The 18,160-nt window shown below is 66.0% G+C and carries 15 protein-coding genes and 1 pseudogene; 10 read left to right on the top strand and 6 right to left on the bottom strand.

What is annotated here, in order from left to right; genetic code table 11:
- From UU9_RS04050 to pdhA, 3 genes are all read right to left on the bottom strand, one after another.
- A partial coding sequence (locus UU9_RS04050; RefSeq protein ID WP_007080446.1) for a biotin/lipoyl-containing protein occupies positions 1-628 on the bottom strand: 628 nt, incomplete at its 3' end.
- Between the two features lie 170 nt (positions 629-798).
- Complete coding sequence (locus UU9_RS04045) at positions 799-1,779, bottom strand: alpha-ketoacid dehydrogenase subunit beta (protein WP_007080445.1); 981 nt, start codon at positions 1,777-1,779, stop codon at positions 799-801.
- Between the two features lie 3 nt (positions 1,780-1,782).
- On the bottom strand, positions 1,783-2,868 hold the full coding sequence (pdhA, locus tag UU9_RS04040; RefSeq protein WP_007080444.1) for a pyruvate dehydrogenase (acetyl-transferring) E1 component subunit alpha: 1,086 nt from the start codon (positions 2,866-2,868) through the stop codon (positions 1,783-1,785).
- 324 nt (positions 2,869-3,192) lie between these two features.
- On the opposite strand from pdhA, the gene UU9_RS04035 reads away from it, so the two are divergent.
- The 3 genes from UU9_RS04035 to acnA all read left to right on the top strand — a co-directional run bounded on the left by UU9_RS04035 (position 3,193) and on the right by acnA (position 8,935).
- Positions 3,193-4,041 carry a tryptophan 2,3-dioxygenase gene (locus UU9_RS04035; RefSeq protein WP_007080443.1) on the top strand — a complete coding sequence of 283 codons (849 nt, stop codon included), beginning with the start codon at positions 3,193-3,195 and terminating at the stop codon, positions 4,039-4,041.
- 135 nt (positions 4,042-4,176) lie between these two features.
- Complete coding sequence (locus UU9_RS04030) at positions 4,177-5,685, top strand: peptide MFS transporter (protein ID WP_007080442.1); 1,509 nt, start codon at positions 4,177-4,179, stop codon at positions 5,683-5,685.
- Between the two features lie 433 nt (positions 5,686-6,118).
- The gene (acnA, locus tag UU9_RS04025; RefSeq protein WP_007080441.1) at positions 6,119-8,935 is read left to right on the top strand and encodes an aconitate hydratase; all 2,817 of its coding nucleotides are present in this window, start codon (positions 6,119-6,121) and stop codon (positions 8,933-8,935) included.
- 4 nt (positions 8,936-8,939) lie between these two features.
- Here acnA and UU9_RS04020 read toward each other — a convergent pair whose 3' ends face one another.
- Positions 8,940-9,401, bottom strand: coding sequence for a MarR family winged helix-turn-helix transcriptional regulator (locus tag UU9_RS04020; protein ID WP_007080440.1), 462 nt, complete (start codon positions 9,399-9,401; stop codon positions 8,940-8,942).
- A 127-nt stretch (positions 9,402-9,528) separates the two neighbouring features.
- Between UU9_RS04020 and hppD the strand changes: the two genes are divergently transcribed.
- The 7 genes and pseudogenes from hppD to UU9_RS03990 all read left to right on the top strand — a co-directional run bounded on the left by hppD (position 9,529) and on the right by UU9_RS03990 (position 16,613).
- Positions 9,529-10,623 (top strand): 4-hydroxyphenylpyruvate dioxygenase, encoded by a 1,095-nt coding sequence (hppD, locus tag UU9_RS04015; protein WP_040670208.1) that lies wholly within the window; start codon positions 9,529-9,531, stop codon positions 10,621-10,623.
- 186 nt (positions 10,624-10,809) lie between these two features.
- A pseudogene (locus UU9_RS18345) lies at positions 10,810-11,019 on the top strand (GIY-YIG nuclease family protein); the annotation flags it as partial.
- 234 nt (positions 11,020-11,253) lie between these two features.
- Positions 11,254-12,609 (top strand): homogentisate 1,2-dioxygenase, encoded by a 1,356-nt coding sequence (gene hmgA / locus UU9_RS04010; protein WP_040670217.1) that lies wholly within the window; start codon positions 11,254-11,256, stop codon positions 12,607-12,609.
- Positions 12,606-13,196: a hypothetical protein gene (locus UU9_RS04005; RefSeq protein WP_007080437.1), complete on the top strand. Its 591-nt coding sequence runs from the start codon at positions 12,606-12,608 to the stop codon at positions 13,194-13,196. The genes hmgA and UU9_RS04005 overlap by 4 nt, the downstream gene beginning before the upstream one ends.
- A gap of 68 nt (positions 13,197-13,264) precedes the next feature.
- Positions 13,265-14,251, top strand: coding sequence for a fumarylacetoacetate hydrolase family protein (locus tag UU9_RS04000; RefSeq protein WP_007080436.1), 987 nt, complete (start codon positions 13,265-13,267; stop codon positions 14,249-14,251).
- Between the two features lie 168 nt (positions 14,252-14,419).
- Positions 14,420-15,820: an oxygen-independent coproporphyrinogen III oxidase gene (hemN, locus tag UU9_RS03995; protein WP_007080435.1), complete on the top strand. Its 1,401-nt coding sequence runs from the start codon at positions 14,420-14,422 to the stop codon at positions 15,818-15,820.
- 31 nt (positions 15,821-15,851) lie between these two features.
- Positions 15,852-16,613 (top strand): helix-turn-helix domain-containing protein, encoded by a 762-nt coding sequence (locus UU9_RS03990; protein ID WP_007080434.1) that lies wholly within the window; start codon positions 15,852-15,854, stop codon positions 16,611-16,613.
- Between the two features lie 46 nt (positions 16,614-16,659).
- Here the strand turns inward: UU9_RS03990 and UU9_RS03985 are convergent, their stop codons facing one another.
- Together UU9_RS03985 and UU9_RS03980 are read right to left on the bottom strand one after the other, a co-directional pair.
- Positions 16,660-17,223 carry a GNAT family N-acetyltransferase gene (locus tag UU9_RS03985; protein ID WP_007080433.1) on the bottom strand — a complete coding sequence of 188 codons (564 nt, stop codon included), beginning with the start codon at positions 17,221-17,223 and terminating at the stop codon, positions 16,660-16,662.
- 147 nt (positions 17,224-17,370) lie between these two features.
- Positions 17,371-18,129 (bottom strand): cyclic nucleotide-binding domain-containing protein, encoded by a 759-nt coding sequence (locus UU9_RS03980; RefSeq protein ID WP_007080432.1) that lies wholly within the window; start codon positions 18,127-18,129, stop codon positions 17,371-17,373.
- Positions 18,130-18,160 lie beyond the last annotated feature (31 nt).

Below are 18,160 nucleotides of genomic sequence, written 5' to 3'. Positions count from 1 at the left end.
CTCTCCCGGTACCGGGAGAGGGGAGCGGAGCGGAGCCGTTGGCGGCGGCTTCCTTCACATCCTTCAGCGTGACCACGCCGTCGGCGCCGCTGGGTGCCACGCGGGCCAGGTCGACCTTCAGCTTCTTCGCCAACGCGCGCACCGCGGGCACGGCTTTCACGCCGCCGACCGAGGCGGCCTGTTCCACATGCACGGTGTTGCCGCTGACCATCGCGCCGACCACGGTGCCTTCGTCCTCGCGGTCGGTACCGTGCACGGCCACTTCGCCGCCTTCATCCGACGCCACGACTTTCTGGCGGTTGTCCGGCGCCGGGCTGCCCACGCTCTTGCGCGGGCCGTGGTGATGGCCGGTGGACTCGGCTTCGGCGCGCTGCTTGGCGTTGGGGTCCGGTTCGAACTCGGCCAGTGCGGCCCCCGTCTCGATCACGTCGCCCGGCGCACCGTGCAGCTTGGTGACCTTGCCGGTGTACGGCGAGGGCACGTCGACGATCGCCTTGGCGGTTTCCATCGAGCACAGCGGCGCATCCAGCTTGATGCTGTCGCCCACTTTCACGTGCCACTCGACCACGGTGGCATCGGGCAGGCCTTCACCGAGGTCGGGCAGGTAGAACGTCTTGAGGTCAGCCATTTTTTTTCCGGGATTCGGGAGACGGGATTTGAGATTGGGAAAAGCGGCGCGGGCTGTCGATTTTTGGCGATTCCCGCTCCATTGGCAAAAAGGACCGGGAAACCGGCGAGACGGAGCGGGTGCTGCTTTGACGAATCCCGAATCCCCAATCCCGATTCCCGGCGGTCAGCTCAGCTGACCGCCAGCGTACGCTTCACGGCCGCGGTGATGCGTTCCACACTGGGCATGTATTTCATTTCCAGGCGGAACAGCGGGATGTGGGTGTCGAAGCCGGTGACGCGCTCGACCGGCGCCAGCAGGTCGTAGAAGCATTCCTCGGACAGACGCGCGGCGATCTCGGCGCCGAAGCCGGCGGTTTTCGGCGCCTCGTGCACGATCACGCAGCGGCCGGTTTTCTGCACCGATTCGGCGATGGTGTCGAAATCCAGCGGGGTCAGCGTGGCCACGTCGATCACTTCGGCGCTGATGCCTTCGGCGGCCAGTTCGTCGGCGGTTTCCAGGCATTCCTTCACCTGCGAACCCCAGGTCACCAGGGTCACGTCGGTGCCGTCGCGCAGCACGAAGCACACATCCAGCGGCAGCGCCTCGCCGTCGTCGGGCACCTCTTCCTTGTACTGGCGGTAGATGCGCTTGGGCTCGAAGAAGATCACCGGATCGGGATCGCGAATCGCCGCCAGCAACAGGCCGTAGGCGCGCGCGGGCGAGGAGGGCAGCACCACGCGCAGGCCGGGGATATTGGTGAACAGGTGCTCGTTCGCCTCGGAGTGATGCTCCGGCGCGCGGATGCCGCCGCCCCACGGTGCGCGGAACACCGCCGGCACGGTGATGCGCCCGCGGGTGCGGTTGCGCATGCGGGCGGCGTGGCAGGCGATCTGCTCCATCATCGGGTAGATGAAACCCTCGAATTGCGCTTCGGCCACGGCCTTCATGCCCTGCGCGGCGAGGCCCACGGTGACGCCGGCGATGGTGGCTTCGTCCAGCGGCGTATCCAGCACGCGCAGTTCGCCGAATTTTTCCTGCAGGCCCTGGGTGGCGCGAAACACGCCGCCGTTGACGCCCACGTCCTCGCCCAGCACCACGACGGAATCGTCGTGGGCCATCTCGTAGGCCAGTGCCTGGGTTACTGCTTCAACCAGTGTGATCTGCGCCATGGGTCAGTGCCCCTTCTGTTCGAGGGAAAGGACGTAATCGCGCTGTTTGGCGAGATCGGCGGGCACTTCGGCGAAGATGTAGTCGAACATCGCCGTCACCGGCTGGCTCCTGGTTTCGAGATAGGCGTTCACTTCGTTGTCCATCCACTCATCACATTCGTTTTTCCAGGCTTCTTCCCTGGCGTCGTCCCACGCGCCCCTGGCGGTCAGCCAGTTGCGCAGGCGCTTCATCGGATCCTTGCTCCAGGCGTCCTTCACCTCATCCTCGCCGCGGTAGCGGCGGGCGTCGTCGGCGGTGGTGTGGTCGCTCAAGCGGTAAGTGACCAGCTCGACCACGCTGGCGCCCTCGCCCTTGCGGGCGCGGTCCAGCGCGTCGCCCATCGCCTTGCGCACGGCGATGATGTCGTTGCCGTCGACCTGGATGCAGTCGAGGCCGGCGGCGATGCCTTTCTGTGCCAGCGTGGTGGCACCGGACTGGATCCGGCGCGGTACCGAGATCGCCCACTGGTTGTTCACGATCACCGCCACCATCGGCAGGTTCTGCGCGCCGGCGATGTTGATGGCGCCGTAGAAATCGCCCTTCGACGAACCGCCGTCACCCACCGTGCACACCGCCACGCGCGGCTCCTTGCGGATCTTGAATGCCAGCGCAGAGCCGGCGGCGTGCAGGCACTGGGTGGCGATCGGCACCGACCAGGCGAAATCGTGGCGGGCCGGCTCGTTCTGGTAATCGTTGCCGCGCTCGTCGCCGCCCCAGTACATGTAGACCTCGCGCGGCTGCACGCCGCGGTACAGCTGCGCGCCGTATTCGCGATAACTCAGGGTCAGCACGTCTTCGGGCTTCATGGCGCTGCCGACGCCCACGTGGGCCGCCTCGTGACCCAGGCAGCTGGCGTAGGTGCCCAGCTTGCCGGTGCGCTGCAGCGCCACCGACTTGGCGTCGAACACGCGGGTCGACAGCATGGTCTTGTACAGCCCGACCATGTGCTCGAGGTCGTTGGCGAAAGCGGGCAGGTCGTCCCGGATCTGCTTGCCCTCGGCATCGAGGTATTGCAGGTATTCAATTTCAAACTTGGCGGCGATAGTCACGACTCGCTCCGAGGTGGGGAATCTAGGGGGAACAAAGGCGGTGGACGGCGCCATGGCGGCTGGAAAACCATCCCGGCGCACGAAACCGACCAGACAAGACCGCGCTTGATAACAGGCCCGTTCGTGGGGCGGCAAGGTACAGCGCAACATCGGCGGCTGTATGAAAATCGTGTAAGCCTCTGTTATATGGCTGTTTTAAGGCGCTTCCTCAAGGCGTGGAACCGACATTGTAATTGCCCGCCCGCGTCGGTACGCCTGCCATAGGTCAAGACCGCACCGCCGGGCAGCCGTTACCATGGCCGCTTTGCGGCATACGGAACCGGCATGAGCGACAACCAGCGTGAGCTTGAGGAGGGCATCCAGACCGATCTTGACGGGCGGATGACGTACGGCGGTTACCTCCAACTGGACACGCTGCTGTCGGCGCAGCGACCGCTGAGCGATCCGCCGTATCACGACGAGATGTTGTTCATCGTGCAGCATCACGTGGCGGAGCTGTGGATGAAGCTCATGATCCACGAGATGAAGGCCGCCGTGGATCACCTGCAGCGCGACCAGATCGACGCCTGCCTCAAGGTGCTGGCCCGGGTGAAGCAGATCCAGCGCCAGCTGTTCGAGCAATGGGCGGTGCTGGAGACGTTGACGCCGTCGGAGTACCTGGAGTTCCGCCACGCCTTGGGCCCGTCGTCGGGCTTCCAGTCGCTGCAATACCGGCAGATCGAATTCCTGCTGGGCAACAAGCAGCCGGCGATGCTGGCGGTGTTTGCCCATGATCCGGTGGCCCAGGCCGCGCTTCGCGGGATCCTGGAAGCGCCCAGCCTGTACGACGAATTCCTGCGCTACCTGTCGCGTCGCGGCCACGCCGTGCCGGCGAACCTGCTGCAGCGCGACTGGGCCCAGCCGTACCAGCGCAGCGAGGCGCTGTTGCCGGCGATCAAGCGCATCTACGAGCATCGCGCCGATTTCTGGCCCGAATACCACATGTGCGAGCAGCTGGTGGATGTGGAGGAAAGCTTCCAGCTATGGCGCTTCCGGCACATGAAGACGGTGGAACGCATCATCGGCCACCGCCGCGGCACCGGCGGCTCGTCGGGCGTGGGTTTCCTGAAAAAAGCGCTGGAACTGGAATTTTTCCCCGAGCTGCTGGACGTGCGCACCATCCTGGGCAGCTGATCAACCGGCCCTGCAGTGGCAGGGCTGCAAATGCTGCGGCGCATTTGACGGCGCGCGCGGCCAGCGGGTACACCTTCGCGCACATATTGAATCGATCCGCACGTGAAGTGCCGACCTGACGCTTGAGGGGAAACCATGACTCCTGCTACCGACACCGCCGCGCCGCGCGGCGCGCCTGACTACCCGCAACTGCTGGGCCACCCGCGGCCGCTGTGGATGCTGTTCATGTCCGAGTTCTGGGAGCGCTTTGCGTTCTACGGCATGCGCTGGGCGCTGACGCTGTACATCGTGGCGCAGTTCTACGGCGGCGACGATGCCGGCCAGGCTTCCGCCAGCCGCACCTACGGCGCGTATCTGGCGCTGGTGTATGCCACCGCGGTGTTCGGTGGTTACGTGGCGGACAAGATCATCGGCTACCAGCGATCGATCCTGCTGGGTGCGGTGGTGATGTCCGCGGGGCTGTTCATGGTGATGGTGCCGAACCATCAGGTGTTCATGTTCGGCCTGGCCACGGTGATCGTGGGCAACGGGCTGTTCAAGCCGAACATTTCCTCGATGGTGGGCCAGCTGTATGCGCCGGGTGATTCGCGCCGCGACCGCGGCTTCACGCTGTTCTACATGGGCATCAATGCGGGCGCGCTGATTGCGCCGGTGCTGACCAGCCTGCTGGCCACGCGCGTGTTCGGCACGCCGGGGCACCAGAACTACCACGTGGTGTTCGCCGCTTCGGGCGTGGGCATGCTGATCAGCCTGGTGTGGTTCTGGTTCGGTCGCCGCCAGCTGGGCATGGTGGGTCGCCCGGCACCGGAAATCGCCAGCCGCGTGCGCGTGGTGTGGGTGGCGCTGGGCGTGCTGGTGGCCATTCCGCTGGTGTATCTGCTGATGGATCGCGCCGGCGCGGTGGTGCTGCAGTGGCTGTTGACGGTGCTGTTCCTGGGTGTGGCGGTGATGCTGGTGGTCGAGGCCATCCGCACCGGCCGCGTGCAGATCCAGCGGGTGATCGCGATGCTGATCATCTTCGCCTTCAACGTGCTGTTCTGGATGTTCTTCGAACAGGCCGGCAGTTCGTTCAACTTCCTGGCGCAGCACATTGTGGACCGCAACCTGGGCGGCTGGGATTTCCCCATCGGCTGGTTCCAGTCGGTGAACCCGGTGGCCATCGTGCTGCTGGCGCCGCTGGTGACGCTGGTGTGGGCATGGCTGGACAAGCGTCGCGCCGAGCCGTCGATTCCGCGCAAGTTCGGCCTGGGCCTGATCGGCAACGCGCTGGGTTTTGCGGTGCTGATGTATGCGCTGTCCAACCTGGTCGGCAGCGACGGCATGATCCCGCTGTGGACGCTGGTGCTGTGCTACGTGCTGCAGACCGCCGGCGAGCTGTGCCTGTCGCCGATCGGCCTGTCGATGGTGACCAAGCTGGCGCCGCTGCGGCTGGTGGGCCTGGGCATGGGCGGCTGGTTCCTCTCCACCGCCATCGGCAACAACCTGGCGGGACTGTTTGCCGGCCACGTCAGCGGCGAGACCGGCATGACGGTGGAATCGGCGCTGTCCGGTTACACCATGGGCTTCTGGATCCTGCTGGGCGGCGGCGTGGTGTTGTTCCTGATCGCGCCGCTGATCAACAAGCTGATGCACGGGGTGCGCTGAGCGCCCCGCATTTTCCCCCGGTGATTGATCACTGGCGATTGCGCGCGAGGGTGGCGCGTGACGCCGCTGGCCGCCGGTTCGGGCGCGCTTTGGGGTGACCGGTTGGCGCAATGTCGACAACGGAGCCGCGCTTCTTGACCGGGGTTTCACCCTCTGCAGACCACGATGGCCGGGTAAACAGCGCTGCCCGAGCTGGGGCGAGCCGCGGTGGCCGTGACCATGGCGGTGCTGCTGGCGGCGCTGTTCGGCACATGAAACCGAGCCTGCGCGTCATGTGAAGTTTGCGGCGCTGGTCGCGACCGGCCTGACCTGCCTGGCACTGATGGCCATCGGTGTGTTTCCCGGCATGCATCTGATATTTCGCTGACCCGCCCGCGGCGGGGCAGCGCAGGCGGGTGGCAGTGGTTCGTTCAAGCTCGATGAGGAGATTTCCATGAGCGGCGACAGCTTCGGCGCGCGCGACCGGTTGGTCGTCGACGGCACCGGTTACGAGATTTACCGGCTCGATCGGGTCAAGACCGCGCATCGACTTCCCTACAGCCTCAAGGTGCTGCTGGAAAGCCTGCTGCGCAATGAAGACGGCCATCTGGTGACGCGGGAGCAGATCCAGTCCCTGGCCGGTTGGCAACCGCGCGCCGCCGCGCAACAGGAAGTGCAGTACACGCCGGCGCGCGTGCTGATGCAGGACTTCACCGGCGTGCCGTGCGTGGTGGACCTGGTGGCCATGCGTGACGCGATCATCGCGCTGGGTGGCGACCCGCAGCGGATCAATCCGCTGGTGCCCAGCGAACTGGTGATCGATCACTCCGTCATCGTTGATGCCTTCGGCCAGGACGATGCCTTTTCCATCAACGCGCAGCGGGAATTCGAGCGCAACGTGGAGCGCTACCAGATGCTGCGTTGGGCGCAGCAGGCGTTCGACAATTTCAAGGTGGTGCCGCCGGACACCGGCATCTGCCATCAGGTGAACCTGGAATACCTGTCGCGCGTGGTGTTCACCCGCGAAGGGCCGGACGGCCTGCAGGCCTATCCCGATACGCTGGTGGGCACCGACTCGCACACGCCGATGGTCAACGGGCTGGGCGTGCTGGGCTGGGGCGTGGGCGGCATCGAGGCCGAGGCGGCCATGCTCGGGCAGCCGATGAGCATGCTGATTCCGCAGGTGGTCGGCATCAAGCTCACCGGCGAGTTTCCGCCCGGCACCACCGCCACCGACCTGGTGCTGACCGTCGCCGAACTGCTGCGCAAGACGGGCGTGGTCGGCAAGTTCGTCGATTTCTACGGGCCGGGCGTGGCGCGCATCCCGCTGGCCAACCGCGCCACGCTGGGCAACATGAGCCCGGAATACGGCGCCACCTGCGCAATCTTCCCGATCGACGACGAGACGCTTGCCTACCTGCGCCTGACCGGCCGCTCGGAGCAGCAGGTTCGCCTGGTCGAGGCTTACGCCAAGGCACAGGGACTGTGGCACGACCCCGAGCAGGACGCCGACTACTCGCAGACGCTGGAGCTGGATCTCGGCACGCTGGAGCCCTCCATTGCCGGCCCCAAGCGGCCACAGGATCGCATCCCCGTGCGGGTGGCGCCCGGCGCCGTCGGCGCGCTGCTGGCGGGGCAGACGTACGAAAAAGCCACCCAGGGCCGTCTGGACGAAGCGATCGACGAATCGTTTCCCGCCAGCGACCCGGTGTCGATCGTCCGCAGTAGCGCCAGCGACGCGCCGCAGTCACCCGGCCCTTGCGACCTCGAGCACGACTGGCCGCATGCACCGGTCGACGTGACCCTGGCCAGCGGCGGCAGCGCGCAGCTCGACAACGGTCACGTGGTCATCGCCGCCATCACCTCGTGCACCAACACCTCCAACCCGCTGGTGATGATCGGCGCCGGCCTGCTGGCCAGGCGTGCGGTCGAGAAGGGCCTGAGCCGCAAGCCCTGGGTGAAGACCTCGCTGGCGCCGGGTTCGCGCGTGGTTACCGATTACTACGACCGCGCCGGGCTCACGCCGTACCTGGACCAGCTTGGCTTCAACCTGGTCGGCTACGGCTGCACCACCTGCATCGGCAACTCCGGTCCGCTGATTCCCGAAGTGGCCACGGCGGTGGCCGAACACGACCTCAACGTTTGTTCGGTGCTCTCCGGCAATCGCAATTTCGAGGGCCGCATCCATCCGCAGACGCAGATGAATTTCCTCATGTCGCCCATGCTGGTGGTGGCCTACGCGCTGGTCGGCACGATGCACGTCAACCTGCTGCGGGATGCGCTGGGTACCGGCCGTGACGGCAAGCCGGTGTACCTGCGCGACATCTGGCCCTCGACCCGCGAGATCCAGGATGTCATCGACAGCTGCGTGAAGGCGGACATGTTCGCCCGCGGCTATGCCGACGTGTTTGCCGGCGACGACAACTGGCGCAGCCTGCCGCTGCCCGCAGGGAATGCCTTCCAGTGGAATGCCGATTCCACCTACGTGCGCCAGCCGCCGTATTTCGATGGCGTGGGGCGCGAGCCGGCGCCGTTGACCGACATCCGCGGCGCGCGCGTGCTGGCCCGGCTGGGTGATTCGGTGACCACCGACCACATCAGCCCGGCCGGCGCGATCAAGCTCGATTCACCGGCGGGGCAGTACCTCGTCGCGCACGGCGTGGAGCGCAAGGATTTCAACTCCTACGGCTCGCGTCGCGGCAACCACGAGGTGATGATCCGCGGCACCTTCGCCAACATCCGCCTGCGCAATCAGCTGGCGCCGGGCACCGAAGGCGGTGTCACCCGCGACTTCACCCGGCCAGGCGGCCCGGTGAGCACGATCTTCGACGCGTCGGTCAATTACGTCGCCGCCGGCACACCGCTGGTGATCCTGGCGGGCAAGGAGTACGGCTCCGGCTCGTCGCGCGACTGGGCGGCGAAGGGCACGGCGCTGCTCGGCGTGCGGGCGGTGATCGCGCAATCGTACGAGCGCATCCACCGCTCCAACCTGATCGGCATGGGCGTGCTGCCGCTGCAATTCCGCGACGGCCAGCATGCGGACACGCTGGGTTTGTCCGGCGAGGAGACGTTCGAGATCGCCGGCCTGGCCGGTCGCGAGGCGCCGGCGCGCGAGGTGCGCGTGAAAGCCACCGACCCGCAGGGCAGGCAGATCGCGTTCGACGCCATCGTGCGCATCGACACGCCCGCCGAGGCGGCCTATTACCGCCATGGCGGCATCCTGCCCTACATGTTGCGCCAGCTGCTGGACCCTTCGCCGACCGGGACGTGAGCCGTCAGACCATCAGCTTGTCGATGATCCGCGTCAGCCAGTGCTGCTCCTCGAAATCCAGTTTCGCCAGCACTTCGCGCTCGCGCGCACGCGCCATCGGCGCCACCTCGTCGTGCAAGGCCCAGCCGGCTTCGGACAGGCCAAGCACGGAGCGGCGCTTGTCGCCCGCATGGGTGGCGCGGGTGACCCGACCCGCTTCCACCAGCCGCGCCAGCGCGCGGCTCACCGCCACCTTGTCCATCAGGGTGCGCTCGGCCACTTCGCGGGCGGACAAACCGTCGAAGCGGGCCAGTACGGCCATCACCCGCCACTCGGTCATGCTGAGGTCGTAGCGGCGCTGGTAGTCGTCGGCGATCGACTGGCTGATCGCGTTGGACAGGATCGACAACCGGTACGGGAGGAAGTGTTCCAGTTCGAGCGGCGCGTGCTCGGCGCTGGCGGGAATGCGTTTGCGGTCGGTCGACACTGCGGCAGTGCTCCTTGCAACTGGTTTCAGTTGTAACTATAACATTGGCATGCAAATCCTTTCGCGGGCAGCAGCGCATCCTTGCGGCGCTCAGAGTCATTTCGCCCGTGTTGAACCGGAGAGTGCCATGAACACCAAGCCCGATCCCGGCATGCAGGTCGCCACGTTCGAGAATCCGATGGGTATCGACGGTTTCGAATTCGTCGAGTTTGCCGCGCCCCCCGGGCGCGCCGCCGAACTGCATACCCTTTTCCAGCGCATGGGTTTCGTCGCCGTGCTCAGGCACAAGCACCGCCCGATTATCGTCTATCGCCAGAACGGCGTGAACTTCCTCGTCAACGAGGACCCCGACTCCTTCGCCGTGGCCTTCGCGCAGGCGCATGGCCCCAGCGCCTGCGGCTTCGCCATCCGCTTCCGCAAACCGGCCGCCGAGGTGCTGCGGGCCGTACTGGGCAATGGCGGCGAAGCGTTCACCGAGAAGGCCGATACCAGGGCGGTGAACGCGCCGGTGGTGAAGGGCATCGGCAACTGCATGCTGTACCTGGTGGACCGCTACGGCGACGCCGGCAGCATCTACGACGGCGATTACGAGCCTGTCGACGGCGCGGCGCAGAACCCGGCCGGCTTCGGCCTCACCTTCATCGACCACCTCACCCACAACCTGTATTTCGGCAACATGCAGAAGTGGTCGGATTACTACGAGCGCCTGTTCAACTTCCGCGAGATCCGCTACTTCGACATCAAGGGCGCCAAGACCGGCTTGGTGTCCAAGGCGATGACCGCGCCCGATGGCATCGTGCGCATCCCGCTCAACGAGTCGGACGATCCCAGGAGCCAGATCAACGAATACCTCGACGCGTACAAGGGCGAGGGCATCCAGCACATCGCCTGTTTCACCGACGACATCTACGACACGGTGGAAAAGATGCGCGCCGCCGGCGTGGCCTTCCTGGACACGCCCGACGCGTACTTCGAAGTGATCGACGAGCGCGTGCCCAACCACGGCGAGGACGTGCCGCGGCTGGCGCGCAACAAGATCCTCATCGACGCCGACCCCGAAACCCACCAGCGCAAACTGCTGCAGATCTTCACCCAGAACTGCATCGGCCCGATCTTCTTCGAGATCATCCAGCGCAAGGGCAACGAGGGTTTCGGCGAGGGCAATTTCCAGGCGCTGTTCGAGAGCATCGAGCGGGATCAGATGAAGCGGGGGGTGTTGTAAGTTTGGGCGGCGCGGCCCTTCGACTTCGACCCTATGGGCCTACGCTCAGGGGGATCGGCTGAGGAGAAATGACGGTACTGCCATACCGTTTACCCTGAGCAAATTCCCTCATCGTTCGCCCTGAGCGTAGCCGCGCAGCGGCGAAGTCGAAGGGCAGTCAGGCGAAACCGGCAAGGAAGCCAGAAAATGGAATTCACCCTGTACATCCTCGAATGCGCCGATGGCTCGTTCTACATCGGCCACACAGACGACCTCGGCAAGCGGTTGGCGCAACACGACGAAGGCAAGGGCTGCATCTACACCTCAACGCGGCGCCCACTGAAATTGCTTCACGCCGAAGCTTTTGAAACACGGTACGAAGCCTTGACCATGGAGCGCAAGCTGAAGGGTTGGAGCAGGGCGAAAAAGCTGGCGTACATGGCGGGTGACTGGAAGGCGGTTGGTGATCTGGCCAAGGGAAAACATTGGCATCAACGCATGCTGCGAGACGCTTCGACTCCGCTTGCTGCGCAAGCTACGCTCAGCGTGAACGGCATGGGTTCCTCCGAAGCCGTTCTCCCTGAACGTAGGCCCGAAGGGCCGGAGTCGAAGGGCAAGCCAGCGTCGAACATCGGAATCGGAGGATCAGCAGTGAACGTGCCATCCAACTACCAATCCGGCTTCGCCAACGAATTCGCCAGCGAGGCGATCGAAGGCACGCTCCCCACAGGCCAGAACTCGCCGCAGCGCGTGGCCCACGGTCTGTACGCCGAGCAACTCTCCGGCACCGCGTTCACCGCGCCGCGCCACGCCAACCGGCGCAGCTGGCTGTACCGGATTCGCCCGGCGGCGGTGCATGAGCCGTTCCAGCCGCTGGCGCACGCCAGCTTCCACAACCGCTTCGACGAGGCGCCGGCCACGCCCAACCAGTTGCGCTGGGATCCGCTGCCGCTGCCTGAAGCGCCCACCGATTTCATCGACGGCCTCACCACGCTGGCGGGCAACGGCGGTGCGGCGGAGCAGGCCGGCGTCGGCATTCACCTCTATGCGGCGAACTGCTCGATGGAAGGGCGGTTTTTCTACGATGCCGACGGCGAGCTGCTGATCGTGCCGCAGCAGGGGCGCCTGCGGCTGGCCACCGAGCTGGGTGTGATCGATATCGAGCCGCAGGAGATTGCGGTGATTCCCCGCGGCGTGCGTTTTCGCGTGGATGTGATCGACGGCGAGGCCGACGCACAGGGAAGTGCAAGTGCCACGGGCGCAGGACGCGCAGTAGTGGCCCGCGGCTACGTATGCGAGAACTTCGGCGCGCTGCTGCGGCTGCCTGATCTCGGCCCGATCGGCTCCAATTGCCTGGCCAACACGCGCGACTTCCTCACGCCGTGCGCAGCCTATGAAGACGTCGACGGCGCGTTCGAGCTGGTGGCGAAATTCCAGGGTGCGCTGTGGTCGGCGAAAATCGACCACTCGCCGCTGGACGTGGTCGCCTGGCACGGCAATTACGCGCCGTACAAATACGACCTGCGCCGCTTCAACGCGATCGGCTCGATCAGCTACGACCATCCCGACCCGTCCATCTTCACCGTGCTGACCTCGCCCAGCGATACCGCGGGCACGGCCAATGTGGACTTCGCGATTTTCCCGCCGCGCTGGCTGGTGGCGCAGCACACGTTCCGGCCGCCGTGGTTCCACCGCAACGTGGCCAGCGAGTTCATGGGGCTGATCGCCGGCGTCTACGACGCCAAGGCCGAGGGTTTCGTGCCAGGCGGCGCGTCGCTGCACAATTGCATGAGCGGGCACGGGCCGGATGCGGTTACGTTCGAGAAAGCGTCGAACGCCGACCTGTCGAAAGCGGACGTGATCGGCGGCACCATGGCTTTCATGTTCGAGACGCGCAAGGTGATCCGCCCCACGCGGCAGGCGCTGGACTCGCCGCAATTGCAGGGCAACTACTACGAATGCTGGCAGGGCATCGCGAAGCATTTCGATGGCGGCAACAAGCCATGATGCGCGTGGTTTTCGTCGCGGGTGTGCTGCTGCTGAGCGCGTGCAGCAACCCCGACCAGCCAACCACGCCGGCTGCTGCGCCCGTGGCCGCGGCCAGCGCTACCGCCACCCCCGTGGTGCCGAACGCACCGGTGCAGCCGGCCACGATGGCCCGCTACGACGGCTACGGCGACATGCGTTTCGGCATGGACGAAGCGGCCTTCGCGACCGCCTGGGGCGGCGAGCTGAACGGGGCGCCCCAGCCCGGTTCCAGCTGTTTCTACAAGACGCCCCGGTGGGTGAAGCATCCGGTGGATTTCGCCTTCATGTTCGAAGACGGCCGCTTCGTGCGCTACGACGTCGGCACCGCCAGGGAAACGGCGCCCGGTGGCGGCAAGGTCGGCATGGACGAGGCGGAAATCCGTGCGCTGTACGGCGAGCGCGTCGAAGCGCAGCCGCACAAATACGTGGCCGGCGCCGGCTATCTGCGCGTCGCCGCGCCGCAGGGCGAAAGCGCACTGGTGTTCGAAACCGATGCGCAGGGCAAGGTAACGCGGTGGCGTGCGGGTGTGCCGCCGCAAGTCGATTACGTGGAAGGCTGTGGTTAGTTGATACCGCGTTCCCTGGCGGCGAAAGAACAAACCCATTCAAGAAACAGCGAAATACTGGAGTCCCGATGAAACTTGCAAGTCTCAAGGAAGGCGGCCGCGACGGCACGCTGGTGGTGGCCAGCCGCGATCTCACCCGCGCGGTACGCGCCAGCGGTATCGCCACGACGCTGCAGGCTGCGCTGGATGACTGGTCCAACACCGCGCCGCGGCTCAACGCGCTGTCCGAGGATCTGAATGCGGGCACCGCCGCGGGCGCGTTCGCGCTGGACATGCACGCACTGGCGTCGCCGTTGCCGCGCGCCTACGAATTCGTGGATGGCAGCGCCTACCTGCCGCACGTCGAGCGCGTGCGTCGCGCCCGTGGCGCCGAGGTGCCGGCGTCGTTCTATACCGACCCGCTGATGTACCAGGCCACCAGTGCGGGCTTTCTGGCGCCGCGCGATCCGGTGGTGGTGCCCAGCGAGGATGTCGGCATCGACCTGGAGGCCGAGGTGGTGGTGGTCACCGACGACGTGCCGATGGCGGCCACGCCGGCGCAGGCGTCGGAACACATCCAGCTGGTGGGCCTGGTCAACGACGTGAGCCTGCGCGGCCTGATTCCCGGCGAGCTGGCCAAGGGCTTCGGCTTCCTGCAGAGCAAGCCGCGCTCCGCGCTGTCGCCGGTCCTGGTGACGCCGGATGAATTGGGCGACGCGTGGCAGGGCGACAAGCTGCACCTGCCGATGCGTACCTGGCTCAACGGCCAGTGGTTTGGTGAAGCCGAATGCGGCGTGGACATGCAGTTCAGCTTTGCCCAGCTGGTGGCGCACGTGGCGCGCACGCGCCCGCTCACCGCCGGCACGATCATCGGCTCGGGCACCATCGCCAACCAGGACACCGGCAAGGGCGCGTCCTGCCTGGCCGAGCAGCGCACGGTGGAAACCCTGCGCGACGGACAGCCCAGCACGCCGTTCCTGAAATTCGGCGACCGCTTGAAGATCGACGTCACCGACGCCGCCGGCGCCTCGATCTTCGGTTCGATCGAGCAGCAGGTCGAGCCGCTGGCAAACTGAACGAAGGGGCTTGGCCTCCTTATTTGTGGGAGCGACTTCAGTCGCGATGCTCTTGCCTTGGGGCTCCAGAGCAGAAGCATCGCGACTGAAGTCGCTCCCACATCGCGATCGTGGCCGTGATTGATCCGGATCAATGTGCTGCGGCGGGTGCATCGACAGACTTGCCCCATGGCCACTTCCATCATTCCTCCCGAATTCGATCCCGCGCTGGTTGCCCGCTATGACGTGGCGGGCCCGCGCTACACCAGCTATCCCACCGCACCGCAGTTCACGCCCTCGTTCGACGAGGCCGCATTGCGACAGGTGATCCGCGCCTCCAACGAGGAGCCGATCCCGCGCCCGCTGTCGCTCTACGTGCACGTGCCGTTCTGCATGAGCCCGTGCTTCTACTGCGGCTGCAACCGGGTGATCACCCGCGACATTGGCCAGGCCGATCGCTACCTGGAGCGCCTGTACCGCGAGATCGAGCTGGCGGCGCCACTGTTCGACCGCGATCGGCCGGTGCGCCAGCTGCATTTCGGCGGCGGCACGCCGAACTTCCTCGACGTGCCGCGCATGCGCGAGCTGATGGAATCGCTGGCGCGCCATTTCAGCTTCAGCCAGCAGGCCGAGCGCGAGTACGGTATCGAGCTGGACCCGCGCTTTGCCGATGGCGATTACGTGCATGCGCTGGGCGAGCTGGGCTTCAACCGGATGTCGGTCGGCATCCAGGATTTCGACCCGGCGGTGCAGGAGGCGGTCAACCGCATCCAGAGTTTCGAGCAGACGCAGGAAGTCATCGTGGCCGCGCGCGAGTCGGGCTTTCGTTCGGTCAGCGTGGATCTGATCTACGGGCTGCCCAGACAAAGCGTGGACGGTTTCAGCCGCACGCTGGATCAGATCGTGGAACTGCACCCGGATCGGGTGGCCGTTTACGGTTACGCGCACCTGCCGGAGATGTTCAAGGCGCAGCGGCAAATCGTCGCGGAAGAGCTGCCCGATGCCGGCACCCGGCTGGCCCTGTTCGGTCGCGCGCTGGCGCAATTGTCCGCCGCCGGCTACGTCTACATCGGCATGGACCATTTCGCCCGCGCCGACGACGAGCTGGCCGTGGCCCAGCGCGCCGGTACGCTGCAGCGCAATTTCCAGGGCTATTCGACCCACGGCGACTGCGACATCATCGGCCTGGGCGTCAGCGCCATCAGCCGCATCGGCGACAGCTACAGCCAGAGCGCGCGCGACCTCACCGGCTATTACGCCACGCTGGATGCCGGCCGCCTGCCGGTGGCCCGCGGCCTGCTGCTGGACGAGGACGACGTGATCCGGCGCGAGCTGATCGGCGAGCTGATGTGCCACGGCAGCCTGGACAAGCGGCGTTTCGGCGAGCGCCATCGGCTGTTGTTCGACGAATATTTCGCCGCCGCGCGCGAGCGGCTGCAACCGTTGATCGCCGACGGCCTGCTGCTCGAAGACCGCACATCGTTGCAGGTGACCTCGCCGGGACGCCTGCTGTTGCGTATCATCGCCATGTGCTTCGACGCCTATCTTGATGGGCAGGCGCACACACCGCGTTATTCACGCGCGATCTGATCCGCGCTCCAAAACCGGCGTTCCCAACTCCATGTCATCCAAGTACCCGGCAGGCCGCCTGCCCGAGCCGCCCAGTCCGATCGCCGACGACGGTGACGAGACGCATTTTTGCGGCACCTGCGCGTTCTCCAGCGCCTGCATTGCCGCCGGCTACGACAAGCCCGAGCTGGCCGAATTGCAGTGCCTGGTGGAGCACGTGGGGCCGTTCCGGGCCGGCGAGCACATCTTCCGCACCGGCGATCCGTTCCGCGCGATCTTCGCCGTGCGCGGCGGCACCGTGAAAACCCGCATGGTGGACAAGGAAGGTCGCGAGCAGGTGCTGGGCTTCTATTTGCCCGGCGAGGTGATCGGCCTCAACGCGATCTACCCCGAGCATTTTCCTTGCGATGCGGTGGCGCTGGATACGGCGTTCTTCTGCCGTTTCTCGTTCCCCGCGATGAGCGCGCTGGCCTCGCGCGTGCCGGCGGTGCAGCAGCACCTGTTTCGCATGTTGAGCAAGGAGCTGGGCACCGCCTCGCTGCTGGCCGGCGACCACAGCGCCGACGAGCGCGTGGCGGCGTTTCTGATGGACCTGGCCGGCCGCTACGCCGCGCGCGGCTTCTCCGCCACCCGCTTCCATCTCAGCATGTCGCGCGGCGACATCGCCAATTACCTGCGCCTTGCGGCGGAAACCGTCAGCCGCGTGCTGAGCCGTTTCCGCAACCAGAAGCTGATCCAGATCGAAGGGCGCGAGCTGCAACTGCTGGATCCAGCCGGTTTGCGCAAGATCGGCCAGGCGTTGCTGCCAGACTGATCGTGGCGATGCAACGTCGGCGTTGGCAGTCATGCGTCGCAGGCGGTCACAGCTCAAGCGTGTGGATGGCCTGGCTCGGATCAAGCGGATCGAGCCGACGGTGGAAACCCAGATAGTCGGCCAGATCGCGCATGGCCTCGTTGTCGGCAGCATCGAGCGAGATCATCTGCCGGTAGCCATTCTGGCGGGCCTGTTCGATCAGGCGCCCCATCAGCAGCACGCCCAGACCGCGTTCACGCCAGTCATCGGCGACGGTCACCGCGCATTCGCAGTGACCGGGCTCGTCGGTGGCGCTGTAGCGGCTCACGCCCACCTCGCGCAGCTTGCCGTTGTCATGTGCCAGCGCCACGAACGCCATGTGCCCCATGTAGTCCACATCCATCAGCTGATCGACCAGGGCCGGGCTGGCTTCCTTGAACCCGCCCATGAAACGGAGTCGGCGCGATTCCGGCGACAGGCGGTGGATGAAATCTTCCTCGCGCTCGCGGTCCTCCTCGCGCAAGGGGCGGATAAGTACCTGCGTGCCGTCGGTGAGCGACTCGATCCAGTGGGAACCGTCGAGCTTTTCCACGGGGCCGGTGTCGTCGCGGGCGTGGGGAATGTCGGACATGGCATGGTCCTCGCTGCAGTGGTCGAAACGGCCACGAGGTCCGACCAGCGGACATGGGCGACCGGTTGCTGCACGGTCCGTTGTACGCCGACGACGAGGATGGTCAGTTGACCTCCGTCAACTGACCGCCGTGTCATGCAGCCGCGATCAGCCCACGTCGTTGCGCCGCGATGGGGCGTCGGTGCGGCAGAGGGTGGCCAGCAGGTCGGGTCGCAGGATGCGTACCGATTTGCGGTTGACCTCCAGCACGCCCATTTCCTCCATGCGCGAAAACAGGCGGCTGATGGTTTCGACCACCAACCCCAGGTAATTGGCGATGTCGTAGCGCGACATCGGCAGATTGAGCGAAGTGCCGTCACGGTGCAGCCGTTCGTAGCGGTCGGCCAGGTTCTTCAGGAAAGTGGCCAACTGCTCCTGCGCCTGCTGCCGACCCATCATCACCAGATGGCGGTGCTCCTCGACCACTTCGCGACTGATCACGCGCATCAGCTGGCGATGCAGTGCGGGCACGTCGCTGGTGACCTGCTGCAGCTTGGCGTAGGGCAGTTCGCAGATACTGGATCGTTCAAGCGCCTCCGCCTGGCTGACGTGCAGGTTGCTGGCCAGCGCGTCGAAACCAAGGATTTCGCCCGGCAGGTGGAACGCGAGTATCTGGGCGTCGCCCGCCTCGTTCTGCACGAACGTCTTCAGCGCACCGGAGCGCACCACGTACAGCGCCTCGAACGGGTCGCCTTCGCGGTAAAGCATGGCGCCGCGATCCAGCGCGCGCTTGTCCTTCACGGTGGCGTCGAGGCGGTCGAGGTCGTCGCCGGCAATACCCGCCGGCAGGCACAACTCGTACAACGCGCAGGAGCTGCAACTGCGGCGCAGCTGGTTGAGGTCGAACACGGTGGCGGGGGTTTCCATCGGCGCCTCGAACGGCCGAAGCCGCCAGTGG

The organism is Rhodanobacter fulvus Jip2 (assembly GCF_000264315.1).
GTDB classification, from domain to species: Bacteria; Pseudomonadota; Gammaproteobacteria; order Xanthomonadales; family Rhodanobacteraceae; genus Rhodanobacter; species Rhodanobacter fulvus.
The sequence above is the reverse complement of the archived record's forward strand: the minus strand, read 5'-3'. Positions and strand labels throughout refer to the sequence as shown.

Coding starts and splice junctions, on each gene's coding strand:
- UU9_RS04045 (WP_007080445.1), bottom strand. CDS start 1,779: ATGGCGCAGATCACACTGGTTGAAGCAGTAACCCAGGCACTGGCCTAC.
- UU9_RS04035 (WP_007080443.1), top strand. CDS start 3,193: ATGAGCGACAACCAGCGTGAGCTTGAGGAGGGCATCCAGACCGATCTT.
- UU9_RS04030 (WP_007080442.1), top strand. CDS start 4,177: ATGACTCCTGCTACCGACACCGCCGCGCCGCGCGGCGCGCCTGACTAC.
- acnA (WP_007080441.1), top strand. CDS start 6,119: ATGAGCGGCGACAGCTTCGGCGCGCGCGACCGGTTGGTCGTCGACGGC.
- hppD (WP_040670208.1), top strand. CDS start 9,529: ATGAACACCAAGCCCGATCCCGGCATGCAGGTCGCCACGTTCGAGAAT.
- UU9_RS04005 (WP_007080437.1), top strand. CDS start 12,606: ATGATGCGCGTGGTTTTCGTCGCGGGTGTGCTGCTGCTGAGCGCGTGC.
- UU9_RS04000 (WP_007080436.1), top strand. CDS start 13,265: ATGAAACTTGCAAGTCTCAAGGAAGGCGGCCGCGACGGCACGCTGGTG.
- hemN (WP_007080435.1), top strand. CDS start 14,420: ATGGCCACTTCCATCATTCCTCCCGAATTCGATCCCGCGCTGGTTGCC.
- UU9_RS03990 (WP_007080434.1), top strand. CDS start 15,852: ATGTCATCCAAGTACCCGGCAGGCCGCCTGCCCGAGCCGCCCAGTCCG.
- UU9_RS03985 (WP_007080433.1), bottom strand. CDS start 17,223: ATGTCCGACATTCCCCACGCCCGCGACGACACCGGCCCCGTGGAAAAG.
- UU9_RS03980 (WP_007080432.1), bottom strand. CDS start 18,129: ATGGAAACCCCCGCCACCGTGTTCGACCTCAACCAGCTGCGCCGCAGT.